At 69.2% G+C, this 17,004-nt stretch carries 14 protein-coding genes and 1 riboswitch; of the genes, 3 read left to right on the plus strand and 11 right to left on the minus strand.

What is annotated here, in order from left to right:
* Positions 1-79 precede the first annotated feature (79 nt).
* The 4 genes from ACGFR7_RS17820 to rlmN form a co-directional block, all read right to left on the minus strand.
* Positions 80-1,153, minus strand: a complete 1,074-nt coding sequence (locus ACGFR7_RS17820) for an ABC transporter ATP-binding protein (RefSeq protein WP_393319623.1) — start codon at positions 1,151-1,153, stop codon at positions 80-82.
* A complete protein-coding gene (locus tag ACGFR7_RS17825) occupies positions 1,154-2,884 on the minus strand; it encodes an ABC transporter permease (protein WP_393320169.1) in 1,731 nt (576 codons plus the stop codon).
* Positions 2,860-3,942, minus strand: a complete 1,083-nt coding sequence (locus ACGFR7_RS17830) for a thiamine ABC transporter substrate binding subunit (protein WP_393319626.1) — start codon at positions 3,940-3,942, stop codon at positions 2,860-2,862. Before ACGFR7_RS17830 ends, ACGFR7_RS17825 begins: the two co-directional genes overlap by 25 nt.
* 104 nt (positions 3,943-4,046) lie before the next feature.
* Positions 4,047-4,167, minus strand: a riboswitch (TPP riboswitch).
* A gap of 33 nt (positions 4,168-4,200) precedes the next feature.
* A complete protein-coding gene (gene rlmN, locus ACGFR7_RS17835; protein WP_393319629.1) occupies positions 4,201-5,307 on the minus strand; it encodes a 23S rRNA (adenine(2503)-C(2))-methyltransferase RlmN in 1,107 nt (368 codons plus the stop codon).
* A 229-nt stretch (positions 5,308-5,536) separates the two neighbouring features.
* Between rlmN and ACGFR7_RS17840 the strand changes: the two genes are divergently transcribed.
* Entirely contained in the window at positions 5,537-5,953 is a 417-nt protein-coding gene (locus ACGFR7_RS17840; RefSeq protein WP_393319632.1) for a hypothetical protein, read from the plus strand.
* A gap of 77 nt (positions 5,954-6,030) precedes the next feature.
* Here the strand turns inward: ACGFR7_RS17840 and ACGFR7_RS17845 are convergent, their stop codons facing one another.
* Positions 6,031-6,156 (minus strand): hypothetical protein, encoded by a 126-nt coding sequence (locus ACGFR7_RS17845; protein WP_393319635.1) that lies wholly within the window; start codon positions 6,154-6,156, stop codon positions 6,031-6,033.
* 355 nt (positions 6,157-6,511) lie between these two features.
* On the minus strand, positions 6,512-7,606 hold the full coding sequence (locus ACGFR7_RS17850) for a DUF1152 domain-containing protein (RefSeq protein WP_393319637.1): 1,095 nt from the start codon (positions 7,604-7,606) through the stop codon (positions 6,512-6,514).
* A gap of 732 nt (positions 7,607-8,338) precedes the next feature.
* On the opposite strand from ACGFR7_RS17850, the gene ACGFR7_RS17855 reads away from it, so the two are divergent.
* The gene (locus ACGFR7_RS17855; protein WP_393319640.1) at positions 8,339-10,132 is read left to right on the plus strand and encodes a multicopper oxidase family protein; all 1,794 of its coding nucleotides are present in this window, start codon (positions 8,339-8,341) and stop codon (positions 10,130-10,132) included.
* Between the two features lie 162 nt (positions 10,133-10,294).
* On the opposite strand, the gene ACGFR7_RS17860 is transcribed toward ACGFR7_RS17855, so the two are convergent.
* The 5 genes from ACGFR7_RS17860 to rpsB form a co-directional block, all read right to left on the minus strand.
* Entirely contained in the window at positions 10,295-11,464 is a 1,170-nt protein-coding gene (locus ACGFR7_RS17860; protein WP_393319643.1) for a phosphatidate cytidylyltransferase, read from the minus strand.
* Positions 11,464-12,021 (minus strand): ribosome recycling factor, encoded by a 558-nt coding sequence (frr, locus tag ACGFR7_RS17865; protein WP_030087489.1) that lies wholly within the window; start codon positions 12,019-12,021, stop codon positions 11,464-11,466. Before frr ends, ACGFR7_RS17860 begins: the two co-directional genes overlap by 1 nt.
* A 175-nt stretch (positions 12,022-12,196) precedes the next feature.
* Positions 12,197-12,967: a UMP kinase gene (gene pyrH / locus ACGFR7_RS17870; RefSeq protein ID WP_088800294.1), complete on the minus strand. Its 771-nt coding sequence runs from the start codon at positions 12,965-12,967 to the stop codon at positions 12,197-12,199.
* A gap of 162 nt (positions 12,968-13,129) precedes the next feature.
* The gene (gene tsf / locus ACGFR7_RS17875; protein ID WP_393319647.1) at positions 13,130-13,966 is read right to left on the minus strand and encodes a translation elongation factor Ts; all 837 of its coding nucleotides are present in this window, start codon (positions 13,964-13,966) and stop codon (positions 13,130-13,132) included.
* Between the two features lie 108 nt (positions 13,967-14,074).
* On the minus strand, positions 14,075-14,974 hold the full coding sequence (gene rpsB, locus ACGFR7_RS17880) for a 30S ribosomal protein S2 (protein WP_018087132.1): 900 nt from the start codon (positions 14,972-14,974) through the stop codon (positions 14,075-14,077).
* 1,060 nt (positions 14,975-16,034) lie between these two features.
* Between rpsB and ACGFR7_RS17885 the strand changes: the two genes are divergently transcribed.
* Positions 16,035-16,916, plus strand: a complete 882-nt coding sequence (locus tag ACGFR7_RS17885) for a murein hydrolase activator EnvC family protein (protein ID WP_393319651.1) — start codon at positions 16,035-16,037, stop codon at positions 16,914-16,916.
* Positions 16,917-17,004 lie beyond the last annotated feature (88 nt).

A 17,004-nucleotide genomic window follows, 5' to 3' on the forward strand; every position in this document is an offset into this window, starting at 1 on the left:
TCCGGCGTGACCTGCCCGTCGAGTCCGGCGTGATCAGTCCGCTGGCTCCGGGGTGATCAGCCCGTCGTACCCGAGGTGATCAGCCCGTAGTACCCGGCGCGCCCAGCACCACCACGTCCTGGGCGGCGAAGGAGATGCCCACCCGCTCCCCCACCTCCGGCGCGTCCCGCAGTGCGCAGGCCGCTTCCACCTGCGGACCCCCGGCCGGCTGCAGCAGCAGCGCGACATGGGTGCCACGGAAGGTACGGGCCGTGACCGTACAGGGCAGGCCTTCCGGGGCGGCGGTCAGCCGCACCCCGGCCGGGCGGACGAGCAGGCGGCACGGCCCGTCGGCCGTACCGTCCGGGACCGGCACCTTGCCCCAGGGGGTGGCAGCGGCCTCGCCCTGCACCGTCGCCGCGACCACGTTGTCGAAGCCGAGGAAGCGGGCGACGAATTCGGTGGCGGGCCGCTGCCAGACCTCCAGCGGGGTGCCGGTCTGTGCGATCCGGCCGTCCTGCATCACCACGACCCGGTCGGCGAGCGCAAAGGCCTCGCCCTGGTCGTGGGTGACCGCCAGCACCGTGGTTCCCAGTTCGCCGAAGAGGCGGCGGAGTTCGACGACCAGCCGTTCGCGCAGGCCGCGGTCGAGCTGGCCGAGGGGTTCGTCGAGCATCAGCAGGCGAGGGCGGGGGGCCAGCGCACGGGCCAGTGCGACCCGCTGCTGTTCGCCGCCGGACAGGGAGGCCACGGCGCGCCGCTGGGCGCCCGGCAGTCCGACGAGGTCGAGCAGTTCGGCGACCGTGCGCTCCCGCTCGGCGCGTGCGGAACCCCGCATCCGCAGCCCGAAGGCGACGTTGCCCTCGACGTCGTGCTGCGGGAAGAGCTGGTGGTCCTGGAACATCAGGCCGACCCCGCGCCGGTGGGCAGGCACCCCGGACTGCTCCCGCCCCTCCAGCAACACCGCTCCCGCGTCGGCCTGTTGGAGCCCGGCGACCACCCTGAGCAGGGTGGACTTGCCGCTGCCGCTCGGCCCCAGGACGCACACGATTTCGTGCGCGGCGACGTCCAGATCCACCGCGTCCAGTGCGGGGCGCCCCGCCGTGCCGAAGCGGACGGTCACCCCGCCCAGCCGCAGCAGTTCCTGCGCCGTGGTCCCGGCCCGTGCCGTCATCTAGAACTCCCCGGAGTGGTCGAGGGGGCGCAGGCGCTCCAGTACCAGCAGGGCACCGGCGCACACCACCATCAAGAGGGTCGACAGGGCCATCGCCTGCCCGTAGTTGAGCTCTCCCGCACGTCCCAGCAGGCGTGCCACGGCGACCGGCAGCGTCGGCTGGTCCGGCCGCGCGATGAAGACCGTCGCGCCGAACTCACCGAGGGAGACGGCGAAGGCGAAGCCCGCGGCGATCAGCAGGGCCCGCCGCACCATCGGCAGGTCGACCTCGCGCCACACCCGCCACGGCGAGGCACCGAGCACGGCGGCCGCCTCCCGCAGCCGTCCGTCGACCGCCCGCAGGACCGGCAGCATCGTCCGGACCACGAACGGCACCCCCACCAGCGCCTGGGCGAGCGCCACCAGCCACCACGAGGCGCGCAGATCGAGCGGCGGTGTGTCGAGACTGATCAGGAATCCGAAGCCGACGGTCACCGCGGACACCCCGAGGGGCAGCATCAGCAGGGCGTCGAAGCCCCGGACGAACCGGCTCACCAGGGCCGTCCGCCCGGATGGGCCTCTGCTCAGGCGGGGGAGGGTCAGCGCCGCGGCCGCCAGTCCGCCCACCACCAGCGCGATCGCCGTGGCGGCCGCCCCATAGGTGAGGGAGTTCCACAGGGCGTCCAGGGGCGCGACGGCGAAGGTGCTGTCGGCGCTCGCGGCCGACCGCAGCGAGGTGTAGAACACCGCTCCGTAGCCGTCCGGCCCGGCGAACGATCGCTCCACGAGCACGAGGAGCGGCACGATGAGGAGGACGGTGATGACGGCGAGCGTCGCCCACAGCAGCGTCCACTGGCCGCGGCCGCGTGGCCGGTGTGCGGTCTGCGACGCCGGCACGAGCCGCAGGGCGGTCTCCCGGCGGCGCACCGTCCAGGCATGCACCGCCAGCACGCCCAGCACCGCCGCGAACTGGACCATGGTGAGGACGGCGGCCGTCGGAAGATCCAGGAACTCCGCTGTCTGCCGGTAGATCTCCACCTCCAGCGTCGCAAAGGTGGGCCCGCCCAGAATCTGCACCACCCCGAAGGAGGTGAAGGTGAAGAGGAAGACCATGAGCGCGGCGGCCGCGACGGCGGGCCCCAGGGCGGGCAGTGTCACCCTGCGCCAGGCCGCGAACCGGCCGGCCCCCAGCATCCGCGCCGCCTCTTCCTGACGCGGGTCGAGCTGGGCCCAGAGCCCGCCGACGGTCCGGACGACCACGGCGTAGTTGAAGAACACATGCGCGAGCAGGATCGCCCACACCGAGGTGTCCAGGCGCAGGCCCCACAGCTCGTCCAGCAGCCCGCCCCGCCCGGCCAGCGCCAGGAAGGCCGAACCGACGACGACGGTCGGCAGCACGAACGGCACCGCCACCACCGCCCGCAGCACCTGCTTGCCGGGGAAGTCGAACCGCGCGAAGACATAGGCACCGGGCAGCGCGATCAGCAGGGTCAGCCCCGTGGAGGCCGCCGCCTGCCAGACGGTGAACCACAGCACCTGGACGATGTCCGGGTCGCTCAGCACTGCGCCGAACCGGCCCAGCTGCCACTGTCCGCCGTCGGTGAGGCCCCGTCCGACGATCGCCACGACGGGATAGGCGAAGAACAGCGCGAAGAAGGCGAGCGGCACCGCCATCAGGCCGAGCCGCGCCGCCGTTCCCCGCACGGGCCGCGGGCGCCGGCCGCGGACTACTTCAGAACGAGCGAGGACCACTGCTTGATCCACTGTTCGCGGTTCTTGGTGATCGTCTCGGGAGGCAGGGTCGTGGGCTTGTCGATCGTCGTGCCGTACTTGGTGAACAGCTCCGGCACCTTGGCACCTTCGCGTGCCGGGTTGACGAACATCTGCAGCGGTACGTCCTCCTGGAACTTCTTGCTCAGCAGGAAGTCCAGCAGCGCCTTACCGCCCTTCTCGTTCTTCGCCCCCTTGAGCAGGCCGCCGAATTCGATCTGGCGGAAGCAGGTGCCCGCCGCGACCCCGGTGGGCGCCTCCTTGGGCGCGGGCTTCTTGCCCAGCACCTCGGCCGGCGGGCTGGAGGCGTAGGAGACCACCAGCGGCTTGTCGCCCTTGCCCTTGGCCTTGCCGGCCGCGGAGCCCGAGAACCGGTCGTAGTAGGCCTGTTCCCAACCGTCGACGACCTCGACGCCGTTGGCCTTGAGCTTCTTCCAGTAGCCCTGCCAGCCGGACTGCCCGTACTTGGCGATGGTGCCGAGCTGGAAGGCGAGCCCCGGGGAGGAGGTGGCGGAATTCTCCGTCACGAGCATCCCCTTGTACCGGGGCTCGAGCAGATCGTCGAAGGTCTTCGGCGGCGCGGTCTTGTGCCGGGCGAAGTAGCCGCGGTCGTAGTTGACGCAGATGTCGCCGTAGTCGAGCGGGGTGACACGGTGCTCGCCCTTGTCGAGCTGCAGCCCCGCCGGCACGTCCGCCAGCCCCTTGGCCTTGTACGGGCTGAAAATCCCCTCGTGCAGACCGCGCGAGAGCAGCGTGTTGTCGATACCGAAGAACACATCGCCCTGCGGATTTCCCTTGGACAGGATCGCCTGGTTGACGGCCTTCCCGGCATCCCCGCCCTTGAGGATCCTGACCTTGTAGCCGCTCTCCTTCTCGAAGGCGCGCAGGACCGACTTGGAGACGTTGAACGAGTCATGGCTGACGAGCGTGACGGTCTTGGCGTCCGCTCCCCCGCCGCCCGGGGCACCGCAGGCGGCCAGCGCGGACATGCCGACCGCGGCGGCGACCGCCGTGGCGGTGATTCTGCTCGTGGTGCTCACTGATTTCCTCCTGGCTGGCCAGGAAGAGACGCGGCCCCGCCCGGTGTCCGCGACTCTCGGCGTCCGAAGACGCAGGAAGGCGGCCCGGGGCGGGGCGCAAACAGCATGAGTGACGACCGAACTTCCTACCCGGAATGACCCGGGCGAGGTTCAAGGGTCTGCGGGCACCGTAGCTCTACGACGCTTCCGCACTCTCAGCGCTGTGGCGCTCCCCTGTCGGATGATGCATTTGTTCGATCACACAGTACCAGCGGGCGGTCAGCGTTCCGAGGCCGCGAGCTGCCCGCAGGCGCCGTCGATCTCCTGGCCGCGGGTGTCGCGGACGGTCACCGGCACGCCGTGCGCCTCGATGGCCTGGACGAACGCCCGCTCGTCCTCGGGACGCGAGGCGGTCCACTTCGAGCCGGGCGTCGGATTCAGCGGAATGAGGTTCACATGGACGCGCTTGCCCTTCAGCAGCCGTCCCAGCAGGTCACCGCGCCACGCCTGGTCGTTGATGTCCCTGATCAGCGCGTACTCGATCGAGATCCGCCGCCCGGACTTCTCCGCGTACTCCCAGGCCGCGTCCAGTACCTCACGCACCTTCCAGCGCGTGTTGACGGGCACCAGGGTGTCGCGCAGCTCGTCATCGGGCGCATGCAGCGACACCGCCAGCCGGCACTTGAATCCTTCGTCGGCGAACCGCAGCATCGCCGGCACCAGCCCGACCGTCGAGACGGTGATCCCCCGCTGGGACAGCCCCAGCCCGTCGGGCTCGGGGTCGGTCAGCCGCCGGATCGCCCCGACCACCCGCTTGTAGTTGGCCAGCGGCTCGCCCATCCCCATGAAGACGATGTTCGACAGCCGCGCCGGCCCGCCCGGCACCTCGCCGTCGCGCAGCGCACGCATCCCGTCGACGATCTGGTGCACGATCTCGGCGGTCGACAGATTACGGTCCAGGCCCGCCTGCCCCGTTGCGCAGAACGGACAGTTCATCCCGCAGCCGGCCTGCGACGAGATGCACATGGTGACCCGGTCCGGGTAGCGCATCAGCACGGACTCGACGAGCGTGCCGTCGTGCAGCTTCCACAGGGTCTTGCGCGTGGTGTCGTCGTCACACGAGATGTGCCGCATGACCTTCATCAGATCCGGCAACAGCTCGCTCGCCAGCTTCTCGCGCGCCGCCGCCGGGATGTCGGTCCACAGCGCAGGATCGTGCGCATAACGGGCGAAATAGTGCTGCGACAGCTGCTTGGCGCGAAACGGCTTCTCCCCGATCGCGGCCACCGCTTCGCGACGCTCGACGGGACTGAGATCGGCAAGGTGCCGCGGAGGCTTCTTGGCCCCACGCGGCGCGACGAAAGTGAGTTCTCCGGGTGCAGGCATGGTGCGTCCAGTGTGGCAGATCATTTACGGGCGCCCAGGTGGGAGGGGTGAGGGGGCGGTCACCCGCTGTGGCCCCGGTCGCCGGTGACCGGCCTCGCACGGCCCCGAGGCGGCCCAGGACGTCCTCCGGTCACGTGGCGCTGCCGGCGGACCGCGGGCGGCCCGGCCACTGAGGAACGGCTCTTCCCCTGCTCGGGAGGCGATCCCCGGTTGATCTAGCCTTTCGGCGATGCGCATTGATCAGATCGAACTCTGGCTCCGTGAGCATGGCGCGGACGTACAGCCCATGCTCCTGTCTGCCCGGTTCGATGCCTACCTCAGCGCACTCCCGTGGGAAGGCGGCGGCATCGACTGGCGAGACCTGCCGCACCGGTCGCTGGCACTGGATGGCGTCTCGGACGAAGACGTAGTGGGCTGGGCCCGCCAGACACCTGTGGCCCTGCACAGCCACGTGCTGGTCATCGACTCCGCAACCGAGCCAGGCGTGGTGTGCCGGTTCGCAGACGCCATGCGGGATTTCGAGCTGCTGTCGAACCGCCCCGAGCTCTTCATCTGCGGCGTCGATCTCGTGAATGGCGAGGTGCAACCGGCCTTCGAGCACTTCATCGAGCGGCGTTCGTTCGTGACCCTCCACGCTCTAACCTGAGATCAGCTGCAGCAGAGCCAGACGGGCTGATCACTGCTTAGTAAGCCTGGTGGTGATCTCCACGATGGATCGGCAGGTCAGTAGGCGGGCGACCAACCCCGGCTCCTCCAGTACCCGAGCTGTAGATCGTGATCTTCTTCGGTGTCGTCGCCCTCCGGCGTGAGGTCCCCCGACCACTCGTCGATCCCGAAGGCAGCAGCCAACGCGGAAGGGTGCTGCTCGGAGTCGATGTGCGGGGCAGAAAGTTGCGCTCGCCGGCATCAACGCTGGCCACATCACAGCCAGTGGCGGCACGGCAGGCGATCTGTCGCGGATTGTTCGAGCCGATGCACTCGCATCGTTGCCGGAGCAGACACGTGAATCCGGGATATCCGAGCACGCTACTGGCTCCGACCCTGCGACCCCACGGTCTCCGGCCCTATCCACATGCCGGCGGGCGTCGCCTCAGCCGGGGCGGAGGGGGCCGGACGCTGGAGCGGCGCCCCGAGCGGAGCCGGGAAGCCCGCCCGCCGGAGCGGAGCGCAGCCGGGAGCTTGAACTCGTGGAGAAAGCTGTTGCTCAAGCTCCGGACGGGATGTGCCAGAGCGGGGCTTGGTACTGCTCCGGGCGGCTGCTGAGCAGTAGGGCTCTGAGGTCCTGGCGCTGGTTGCCGCTGAGGCCGAAGGCTTCGGTGAGCCGGCGGAACGTGGTGTGGGTGATCCCGCGGGACCGGGCGTCGGCTTCGAACTCGTCGAGCTGGTGGAGTACGGCTTCCGGACCGAGCTTTTGGGCGGGCTGGCTGCCGGGCCGACTGGCCTTGTCGCGTTCGTGGTCGATTTCGGAGAAGCCGCAGATTTCCCGGCTGTGCTGCTCGACCTGGTGCAGGTTCTCCGTGGCGAGGATCGCTCCGGCGAGCTGGTTGCGGTTCAGGGCCTCGTCGAGATCGGCCTCGTACACGGCAGGGCCGTCGTCGGTGAGCGGGACCGGCAGGCCGACGTCCCTCACTTCGCACAGACCGCGGACGCCTCGTGCCGTGACGGCCAGCATGGCCGTTGCCTCGGAAGGGTGCCATTCCAGTACCACGCCGGCGGGTGTGACGTGCTCGGCCCTGAGCCTCAGGACAACGGGACCCAAGCGATCACGCAGGACGTCGGCGGGCAGTTCGCCGTCGAGGCCGGGACCGGCGACCAGGAGCCGTACGGGGAAGTTGAGTTCGCAGCACCCCGCGAGGGTGAGGGCATCGGCAAGGGGACTGCGAAGGGTGGGCTCGTCACCCTGAGCGAGGATGTCGCCGCCCACGTCAAGGAGGTCGACGGAGTCCGGCTCCAAGTGCTGAACCAGCTCTTCGAGCTGGCGAACAATTCCCTCGGCGCCATGGTGCGGATCGATCAGCGCGAAGGTCTGCGGGAGCTCTGCGGCCAGCCGGGGAAGCGTCGAGCCCGCGGGAGCAATCGGTGCGGCGTCGGCGGGTACGGCCTGGACGCTGCGGGTGAGCGGGCGGAGGCCGGTGAAGTTGGCCGGCCCTCTTGGGCCCGGCACGGGGTCCACCAAGAGACGGTCCCACGAGTAGGTGAGGACCACCGCCGGACTCTCGCCGCCATAGAGGGCGGCATCCAGCATCGCCGCGGCAACAGCGTCGCCGCCTCCTCCTGCTGCCACAATCAAGCGCGTCACGTGCGTCAGCGTACGGGCTGCTGTACCGGCCCACGGCCTACGACCTGCCGTTCCGGTCATGCGGCGACCCGCGGAGGGCACACCCTCCCCTCATTCTTCGAGCACGGGGACCCCAGGCGCCGCCATCACTCGCCGCGCTCCGCGTCGACTCCGTCCTCCGCCTTGCGTCAGCACGCTCCACACCCCGCCCAGCCTCCGCCGGTAACGCCCCGCGCCCCGACGCTCAAGCGTCTTGGCGATGACCTGCTCGACGTCGGTATCGGTGACCTTCCGGGGGACGCCGTCCGGCGCGCCCGCTTCGCCGTCGGCCGCGAGGCTGATGTCAACCGCTGCTTGTGCCGGCCAGGAGAGACGGATTTACATGGGTTCAGACCGACAGCAATAGCGCCTCCCTTCCTCTTCCCCTCCCCCTCCCCCTCCCCCTTCCCCTTCTCCTCCTCCATCCAATTCTCATTGCGATAGCTGCCGGATTTCTGCCGAGGTCGGCTCAATGAGTGGCTTTCCCGGACCGGACCGGCGTGCTGCAGCAACGGTCGGAACCAGCCCTGTACCCCTGTGGACGTCACATGAGGCGGCGGAGGGCTGAAGACGATGTTCGGGCGAAGGAAATTCCTCATGGCCGGCGCCACGGCCGGTGCCCTGGGTGGTGCGGGCATGATGCTCTCACGGGGTGTTCTGGGAGCTCAGGAGGATGCGTCACCCGCTCACGGAACCGGGTCCGCGGACAGCGCGGTGCCGCAGACCCCTCCGCTGGAGAGGTACGTCGATCCGCTGCCCAGGCCGATGACGGCCATCTCGGATCCTTCCGTCTATCCGGGCGCCGACTACTACGAGATCACGATGCGGAAGGGCTCGTGGCGCTTCCACCGCGATCTCGGGCCGGCAACCGTATGGGGGTACTGGGCCACGAACCCGCACGACCCTCGCAGGCCGATCGGCATGGGCTATCTGGGGCCGACGCTCAGCGTGACCAGGGACCATCCGACGGTCGTCAAATACCGCAACAAGCTGCCGACCACCCACCTGTTCCAGTCCGTGATCGACGGCATTCGCAACGGGGACCCCCAGCTCGCCCCGAGCCCTCCGCCGCCCTACAAGAGCGAACCGCCCTTTCCCCCGAATATCAACGTGTGGAACGTCGTGCACCAACACGGTGGTTTCACGGCGCCACAGTCCGACGGAATGCCGCTGCATTCGTTCAGCCCGGACGGCTTCCATGCCGAGTCCTACACCACCCTGGACCCGAGCCGGGTCAAACCCAACGAAGCGATCTGCGCCTACACCAATCACGACCGTTCGTGCATGCTCTGGTATCACGATCACGGCATGGGAATGACCAGCGTCAATGTCTATGCGGGCCTCGCCGGTCTCTACCTCATTCGTGACCCCGCCGACGAGCGGCTCAGGCTGCCGCGAGGCGAATTCGAGGTCCCCCTCATCCTGCAGGACCGGACCTTCCACCGGGACGGCTCACTCGCCTACACCATGGCCCAGAGGGAGGGCGAGGACACCCCGGTCGTCAACGGGAAGGCGTACCCCTTCCTGGCGGTCGAGCCGCGACGCTACCGGCTGCGCATTCTCAACGCGTCGAACGAGCGTTTCTGGCGGCTGAGGTTCGACGTTCCCAGGGACGTACTGCCTCAGCCCACACTGCCGTTCTGGCTGATCGGCACCGACGGCGGCTTCCGTGCTCCCTTGCAGATGCTGAACTTCCTGATCTCGCCGGCCGAGCGGTACGACCTGATCGTCGACTTCAGTCAGATGCCCATGGGAACGAACATCACCTTGCAGAATTACCACGCACCGGTCCACTACCCCGGCATGCCCGGCATGGGGCCGGTGATTTCGGAAATCATGCAGTTCCGGGTCACCAAACGATTGTCCGGAGGCGCGGACAGGACGACTCCGCCCAAGAAACTCCAGCTGCCGGCGGTCGCGCCCATCGAGCCGAAGCCGGGCATCCGCCGGCGGGAATGGGTCACGTACCAGCACAAGCTCTTCGGCACCATGACGTTCAACGCGCTGCCCTTCATGGAGCCGTCCCAGGACTTCATCAAGGCGGGCTCGGCAGAAATCTGGGAGTACATCAACCCCAACCACGACGCCCACCCGATGCATGTTCACCTCGTCAACTTCCAGGTGCTGAACAGGCAGCCGATCGATGCAGCCGCCTACCAGGCGGATTACGAAAAGTGGCTCGACGGCGGCCGCAAACCGGAGGACCGGCCGGTGTTGGCGCACTATCTCACCGGCCCACCGAGTCCGCCGGACCCGGACGAAGCACGGTCCGACAAGGACACCTTCAAGTCCTATCCGGAGACGGTGACCAGAATCATCGTTCAGGAATTCAGCCCGCCGACGGAGACAATCGCGTCGATCCCGAACAGCGGCACGAAGCTGCCGGCGACGTACGTCCACCACTGCCACATCCTCGAACACGAAGACGACGACCTGATGCGCCCGTGGACCATCGTCGCCCACAACGACCACAGCGGCACCGACCACAGCGGCGGCCACGGCCACTGAGAGAGCGGCTGACCGGATGTACCGGCACCGGCTCGGAGGCGGGATCCCTCTGCCCGGGCAAGGGCGGCCGGTCCACTTGCCTCTCCCTCCCGCCTGCGCATGCGAAAGGGGCCCGCCGCTCGGTGCGGCGGGCCCCTCACAGGCATCAGGAGACCCCTGGGTTCAGCCGGACCCCACGAAGATCACGAACAGCAGCCACACCACCGGCGCCGTCGGCAGCAGGGAGTCGAGGCGGTCCATGATGCCGCCGTGGCCGGGGAGCAGGGTGCCCATGTCCTTGATGCCGAGATCGCGCTTGATCATGGATTCGCCGAGGTCGCCGAGGGTGGCGCTGGCCGCGACGGCGAGGCCGAGCAGCAGGCCCTGCCACCAGGCCCCGTGCGCGATCAGGAATTCCATGCACAGTGCGCCGGCCACCATCGCGAAAAGCACCGCGCCGGCAAGTCCCTCGCGGGTCTTTCCGGGGCTGATGCGCGGCGCGAGCTTGTGCCTGCCGAACCGCCAGCCGACCGCGTACGCGCCGGTGTCGCTGACCACCGTCAGCATCAGGAAGGTCAGCACCCGCTCCGGCCCGTCGGGCTCGGCCGCGAGCATCAGCGCCACGAACGTCGCGAGGAAGGGCACGTAGAACGCCGCGAAGACGCCCGCGGTGACATCCCGCAGATAGTTTTCGGGGGCCTCGGTCATCCGCCAGACGAGGACGGCCAGCGCGGTGAGCGCCATCGCCACCCAGGCGCCCTCGGCGCCGCGGACATATCCGGCGGCCACCATGGCGGTCCCACCGACCGCGAGCGGCACCAGCGGCACCTTGATGTCCTTGCGCTCCGCCAGCCGCGAGGTCAGCTCCCACAGGCCCACCACTACGGCGATCGCTATCACGCCGATGAAGACAGGCTTGTAGACGAAGAGCGACGCAACGATGATCGCGCCGAGGCCGATACCGACCCCTATCGCGGCGCGCAGATTGCGGCCCGCGCTCTTCTTCTTCGGCTTCTCTGAGTCCGGCGAGTTGTCGGACCCGGAAAGAGGGGTGGGCATGGGCTCCTGCGGCTTTTCGTCGCGGAACAGGGGGCCGCTCGGTCGAGCAGCCCCCCGGTCGTCCAGGTGATCCCGGTTATCCCGGATGTCCCGATATCCCCGGTCGTCGTCCTGGTGTCCGCCTGGCCCCGGCACGAAGGGCAGGGGCCGAGTCCGGTCCGGGTCGCCCCAGTCGTGCCCGGGACCCGCCGGGGCGGGGGGCGCCGCCCCGCGGAGCGAGGAGGCCGGTCCGTGGTCGGGCGATGCCCGGGGTCCGGCGGCGGGCGGGGCGGCCCCCCAGGAAGACTCGTTCATCAGACCTCGAGGAGCTCGGATTCCTTGTGCTTGAGCAGCTCGTCCACCTGCGCGACGTACTTCGCGGTGGTGTCGTCGAGCTCCTTCTCGGCGCGGCGCACCTCGTCCTCGCCGGTTTCCTTGTCCTTGACGAGCTTGTCGAGCGTTTCCTTGGCCTTGCGGCGGACGCTGCGGATCGAGATCTTCGCGTCCTCGCCCTTGTTCTTCGCGACCTTGATGAACTCCTTGCGGCGCTCCTCGGTCAGCTCGGGGAACGTCACCCGGATGATGTTGCCGTCGTTGCTCGGGTTGACGCCGAGGTCGGAGTCGCGGATGGCCTGCTCGATGTTGCGCAGCGCGCTCTTGTCGAACGGGGTCACCACGGCCATCCGCGGTTCGGGAACCGAGAACGACGCCAGCTGGTTGATCGGCGTCATCGCACCGTAGTAGTCCGCCACGATCTTGTTGAACATCGCCGGGTGCGCACGCCCGGTGCGAATCGCGGCGAAGTCCTCCTTGGCGACCACGACGGCCTTCTCCATCTTCTCCTCGGCCTCGAGGAGGATCTCTTCGATCACCACTTGCTCCTGGTCTTTTCGGTAAGAAGCAGAGCCTCGCCCCTGCCGCGCGTCTTCTCCTGCACGGTGTCCGACCGGCAGGCCGTTGTCCATCCCCGTACCGGGGTCTTCCCCCGGCCGGGAGCTGCCGCCCGTACCGGCCGATGCCCGTACGGAACCACGGCAGTTGGGGCCGTCAGGCCCGGGTGCCCTGATCGCTGACGAGCGTGCCGATCTTCTCACCCTTCACGGCGCGCGCGATGTTGCCCTCGGCGAGCAGCTCGAAGACGAGGATCGGGAGCTTGTTGTCCCGGCAGAGCGTGATGGCCGTGGCGTCGGCGACCTTGAGGTCCCGGGTGATGACCTCGCCGTATTCGAGGGCGTCGAACTTCACCGCGTCGGGGTTCTTCTTGGGGTCGGAGTCGTAGACGCCGTCCACGCCGTTCTTGCCCATCAGCATGGCCTCGGCGTCGATCTCCAGGGCGCGCTGGGCGGCGGTGGTGTCGGTGGAGAAGTACGGCATGCCCATGCCGGCGCCGAAGATCACGACCCGGCCCTTCTCCAGATGGCGCACCGCACGCAGCGGAATGTACGGCTCCGCGACCTGGCCCATGGTGATCGCCGTCTGGACGCGGGAGTCGATGCCCTCCTTCTCCAGGAAGTCCTGGAGGGCCAGACAGTTCATGACCGTGCCCAGCATGCCCATGTAGTCGGAGCGTGCCCGGTCCATGCCGCGCTGCTGGAGTTCGGCGCCGCGGAAGAAGTTTCCGCCGCCGATCACGATGGCGATCTCGTAGCCGTCGCGCACCACGGCGGCGATCTCGCGGGCCATGGCGTGCACGACGTCGGGGTCGACTCCCAGTCCGCCGCCGCCGGCGAATGCTTCGCCCGACAGCTTCAGCAGGAAGCGTCGCCTGCCGCCGTGGCCGGCATGGTCTGCGTGCGCGCCGTCGGCACCGTGAATCATTGAGCTCTCCTCGTGCACATACGAAGAAGGCCATTGCCGTGGGTCTGGTTCAGATCCCTGTGCGGCAATGGCCTCCTCGTCACATCTGCGGCCGGCCGTTGAGCGGCCGACTGCCTACGACCCTAGCGGGGTCGCAGGTCATTCGCTGCCTTCGCGACAGGCTCAGATGCCGACCTTGATGCGCGCGAAGCGCTTCAGGGTGACACCGGCCTCCTGCAGGACCTTCTCGACGGACTTCTTGTTGTCGAGCGCGTACGGCTGGCCGAGCAGCGTCGCGTCCTTGAAGAAGCCGTTGAGGCGACCCTCGACGATCTTCGGCAGGGCAGCCTCGGGCTTGCCCTCCGCGCGGGTGGTCTCCTCGGCGACGCGGCGCTCGGCCTCGACGACCTCGGCCGGGACGTCGTCCTTGGCGAGGTACTTCGGGGCGAACGCGGCGATGTGCTGCGCAATGCCCTTGGCGACCTCGGCGTTCTCCTTGTCGAGCTCGACAAGGACACCGATCTGCGGCGGCAGGTCGGGCATGGTGCGGTGCATGTAGACCGACACGTAGCCGTCGGAGAACTGCGCGAAGCGGTCCAGGACGATCTTCTCGCCCAGCGTGGCGTTGGCCTCGTCGACGAACGCCTGGACGGTCTTGCCGGCCTCGATCTCGGAGGCGAGCAGGGCCTCGATGTCGGCCGGGGAGGTCTTCGCGATGTGCGCGGCGATCTCGTTGGCGACGGCCTGGAACTTCTCGCCCTTGGCGACGAAGTCCGTCTCGCACTTCAGCTCGACGATGACACCGGAGGCGTTGTCGTCGCCGACCAGGGAGACCACGGCGCCGTTCTCGGCGGAGCGGCCCTCGCGCTTGGCGACGCCCTTCTGGCCCTTGATGCGCAGCGCCTCGACGGCCTTGTCGACGTTGCCCTCGGCCTCGTCCAGGGCCTTCTTGCAGTCCATCATGCCGGCGCCGGTGAGCTCGCGGAGCTTCTTGACGTCAGCGGCGGTGTAGTTCGCCATGGTCTGTGAATCTCTTCTCGAAATCTCGAAGTCGAAAGATCTACGGGTGGACGGCGGGGGCGGCGCTTGTGGCGCCCTCCCCCGCCGTCATCAGCCGGATGTTGCGGGTCAGGCCTGCTCGGCGTCCGCGGCCGGCTTCTCGGCCTCGGCGGCGGGAGCCTCGGCGGCCGGGGCGGCCTCCTCGGCGGGCTTCTCCTCGGCCTTGGGGGCCTCGTCGTCAGCCTTCTTCTCGCCCTCGAGCAGGTCGCGCTCCCACTCGGCCAGCGGCTCGGCGGCAGCAGCCTTCTCGCCGGGCTTCTGGTCGCCGGTGGCGGCACCGGAGCGGGCGATGAGGCCCTCGGCGACGGCGTCGGCGATCACGCGGGTGAGCAGGGTGACGGAGCGGATCGCGTCGTCGTTGCCCGGGATCTTGTAGTCGACCTCGTCCGGGTCGCAGTTGGTGTCGAGGATCGCGACGACCGGGATGTTGAGCTTGCGCGCCTCACCGACGGCAATGTGCTCCTTCTTGGTGTCCACGATCCAGACGGCGCTGGGCACCTTCTGCATCTCGCGGATACCGCCGAGGGTCTTCTCCAGCTTGGCCTTCTCGCGGGAGAGGACCAGGAGCTCCTTCTTGGTGAGGCCGGAGGCGGCCACATCCTCGAAGTCGATCTGCTCGAGCTCCTTCAGGCGCTGCAGGCGCTTGTAGACGGTCGAGAAGTTGGTCAGCATGCCGCCGAGCCAGCGCTGGTTCACGTAGGGCATGCCCACGCGGGTCGCCTGCTCGGCAATGGCCTCCTGGGCCTGCTTCTTCGTGCCGACGAACATGACCGAGCCGCCGTGGGCGACGGTCTCCTTGACGAACTCGTAGGCGCGGTCGATGTACGACAGCGACTGGAGCAGGTCGATGATGTAGATGCCGTTGCGCTCGGTGAAGATGAAGCGCTTCATCTTCGGGTTCCAGCGGCGGGTCTGGTGCCCGAAGTGGACGCCGCTCTCCAGCAGCTCCCGCATCGTGACGACGGCCATGGCCGTACTCCTTGTTTTGCTCGGTTCCACTGCGGCCGGTCGGCCGCGGTGCCTGACGCCCCGACGCGCCTGCCGGGGAAAGCACCTTGCGGGGCCGTCCGAGGACCGAGGAGCGCGGCCGTCGTGCTGCCCGAAAGGGACTGGTGCACTGACGGCGGGGCGTGCGAAGTCGACCCGGTGACCCGGATCGCCATCAGAAGTGTACGGGACGGCCGATGCACCGGGCGACACACACCATTTCGATCCCCGCACGGGTGACACCGTTGTCCACAACCGCCCGCCGATCCACAGCTTCAGACCAAGATCCCCGCGCCCCGGCGAACCGCGCCACCGTCGGGACATGCGACGGAACACACAACCGAACCCGCAACCCGCTCCGCGACCGGCCACTCGGCGAAGCCCTGGACCACACTCCGGCGAGACCGCGATCCGCCACGCCGTCAGCCGCTTCCGCGGACACCGGCCCGACCCGGCCCGCCGCGGCCGGCCCTGTACGGCCCGCGGCATCCGACTCGGGCGGGCCCGGAGCGAGAGGCACGAGCCGGACGGCAACAGGCGACACGATCCGGACCACAGCCGACCGCAGCGCCCGCCGGACCTCGTCCCGTCTCCCGCCCCATTCCAGTCCCCGCTCACCTCCCCGCCCCTGTTCCCTTCCCCTCCTCTTTCTCCAGCTCCGCCTCCCTCTCCACCACGCCGTCCTCTCCCTCCTCTGGTCCTCCCTCCTCTGGTCCTCCCTCCTCCGGTCCTCCCTCCCCGGCCGCGCTTCCGGCCGCCGACGCCCTTACCGCCGACGCCGCGCGCGGAACCGACCGGATATGGGCCGAGCTGCTTCTTCCCGGCCCGTGCTCTGCGTGTACTCCTGGCCCCTGCTGCGACTGCGGTGCTCACCGCTCTGTTTCCCGTACCGGCGAGCGCTACCGCCGCCCCGTCCTTGGTCGCGAGGGAGGAGCGCGGGGTGCACAGGGTGGAACAGGTGGCGGATGAGTCTGCGGGTGCGGCACGTGACGACGGGGTGAGGCAGCCGGGCAGCGGAGCAAGCGCCCTGGAGGCGCCGGAAATGCCCCGTGACGAGCCGGTGACACGCCCTGGAGGGGTGGCACGTCGTGAGGCAGTGGCGCGGGCCGGCACCTCTGGTGGGAACAGAGCGTGGCCGGTGGGAGGGGCCGGAGGGGGCATAGGGCCCACGGTGGTACGCGGCTGGGAGCCGCCTCCTTCGCCCTGGGCGGCCGGGCACCGGGGTGTGGACCTGGCCGCCCCCGCCGGCGCACTGGTACGGGCAGCGGCACCCGGCCGGGTGGCGTATGCCGGAACCGTCGCAGGCCGTGGTGTCCTGACGATCGAGGTGTCCCGCTCGGGCCGTCCCCCGTTACGCACCACCTACGAGCCCGTGCGGCCCAGGGTCCACAAGGGCGAACACGTCACCGCAGGTCAGCCGGTCGCCGTCCTGCAGCACGGTCCGTTCCACTGCCGGGCACCATGCCTCCACTGGGGCCTGCGCCGAGGCAAGAGCTACCTGGATCCGTTGTCCCTGCTGCCCCGCAGCATGCTCCGCGGTGGCCCCTCGCGGCTGCTGCCCGTCTTCGGGGTTCCCGTACCCGCGGGCGACCGCATGGCCCCCCGGCATTCGGGTCCGGCAGAACCGAAGCATTCAGCGGTACCGGCGAAACCAGCAGCTCAGCAACGCAGGCCTGCGCCTACAGGAGCTGCCCTCATAGGAGCAGCCGGGCTCGCGGCGGCAGCCGTCTGGGCTCTGGGCCGGCTCCATCGGGGGGCAGGGTCGGCTGAGGCCGAAAAGGACGTGCCGTGCCCCGGCAGCCGGATGGAGGGTGGCACGGCCTTCGGCAGGTCGGTGCGTGATCACGAAGCAGCCGCGACAACCGGGAGCGGGGGCCGGAGCCGGAACAGAAGAGCAGAGGGAGCATCGACGCTTCGGTCGTAGTGCCGGTCTGCCACAGAGGCAGCCCAGGAGAGCGAAGCATGCCATCGCTTCGCGACAAGGCTGACGACCGACCGACCGACCGGCTGCG

It is taken from the genome of Streptomyces sp. NPDC048516, assembly GCF_043199875.1.
In the GTDB taxonomy this organism is placed as follows: domain Bacteria; phylum Actinomycetota; class Actinomycetes; order Streptomycetales; family Streptomycetaceae; genus Streptomyces.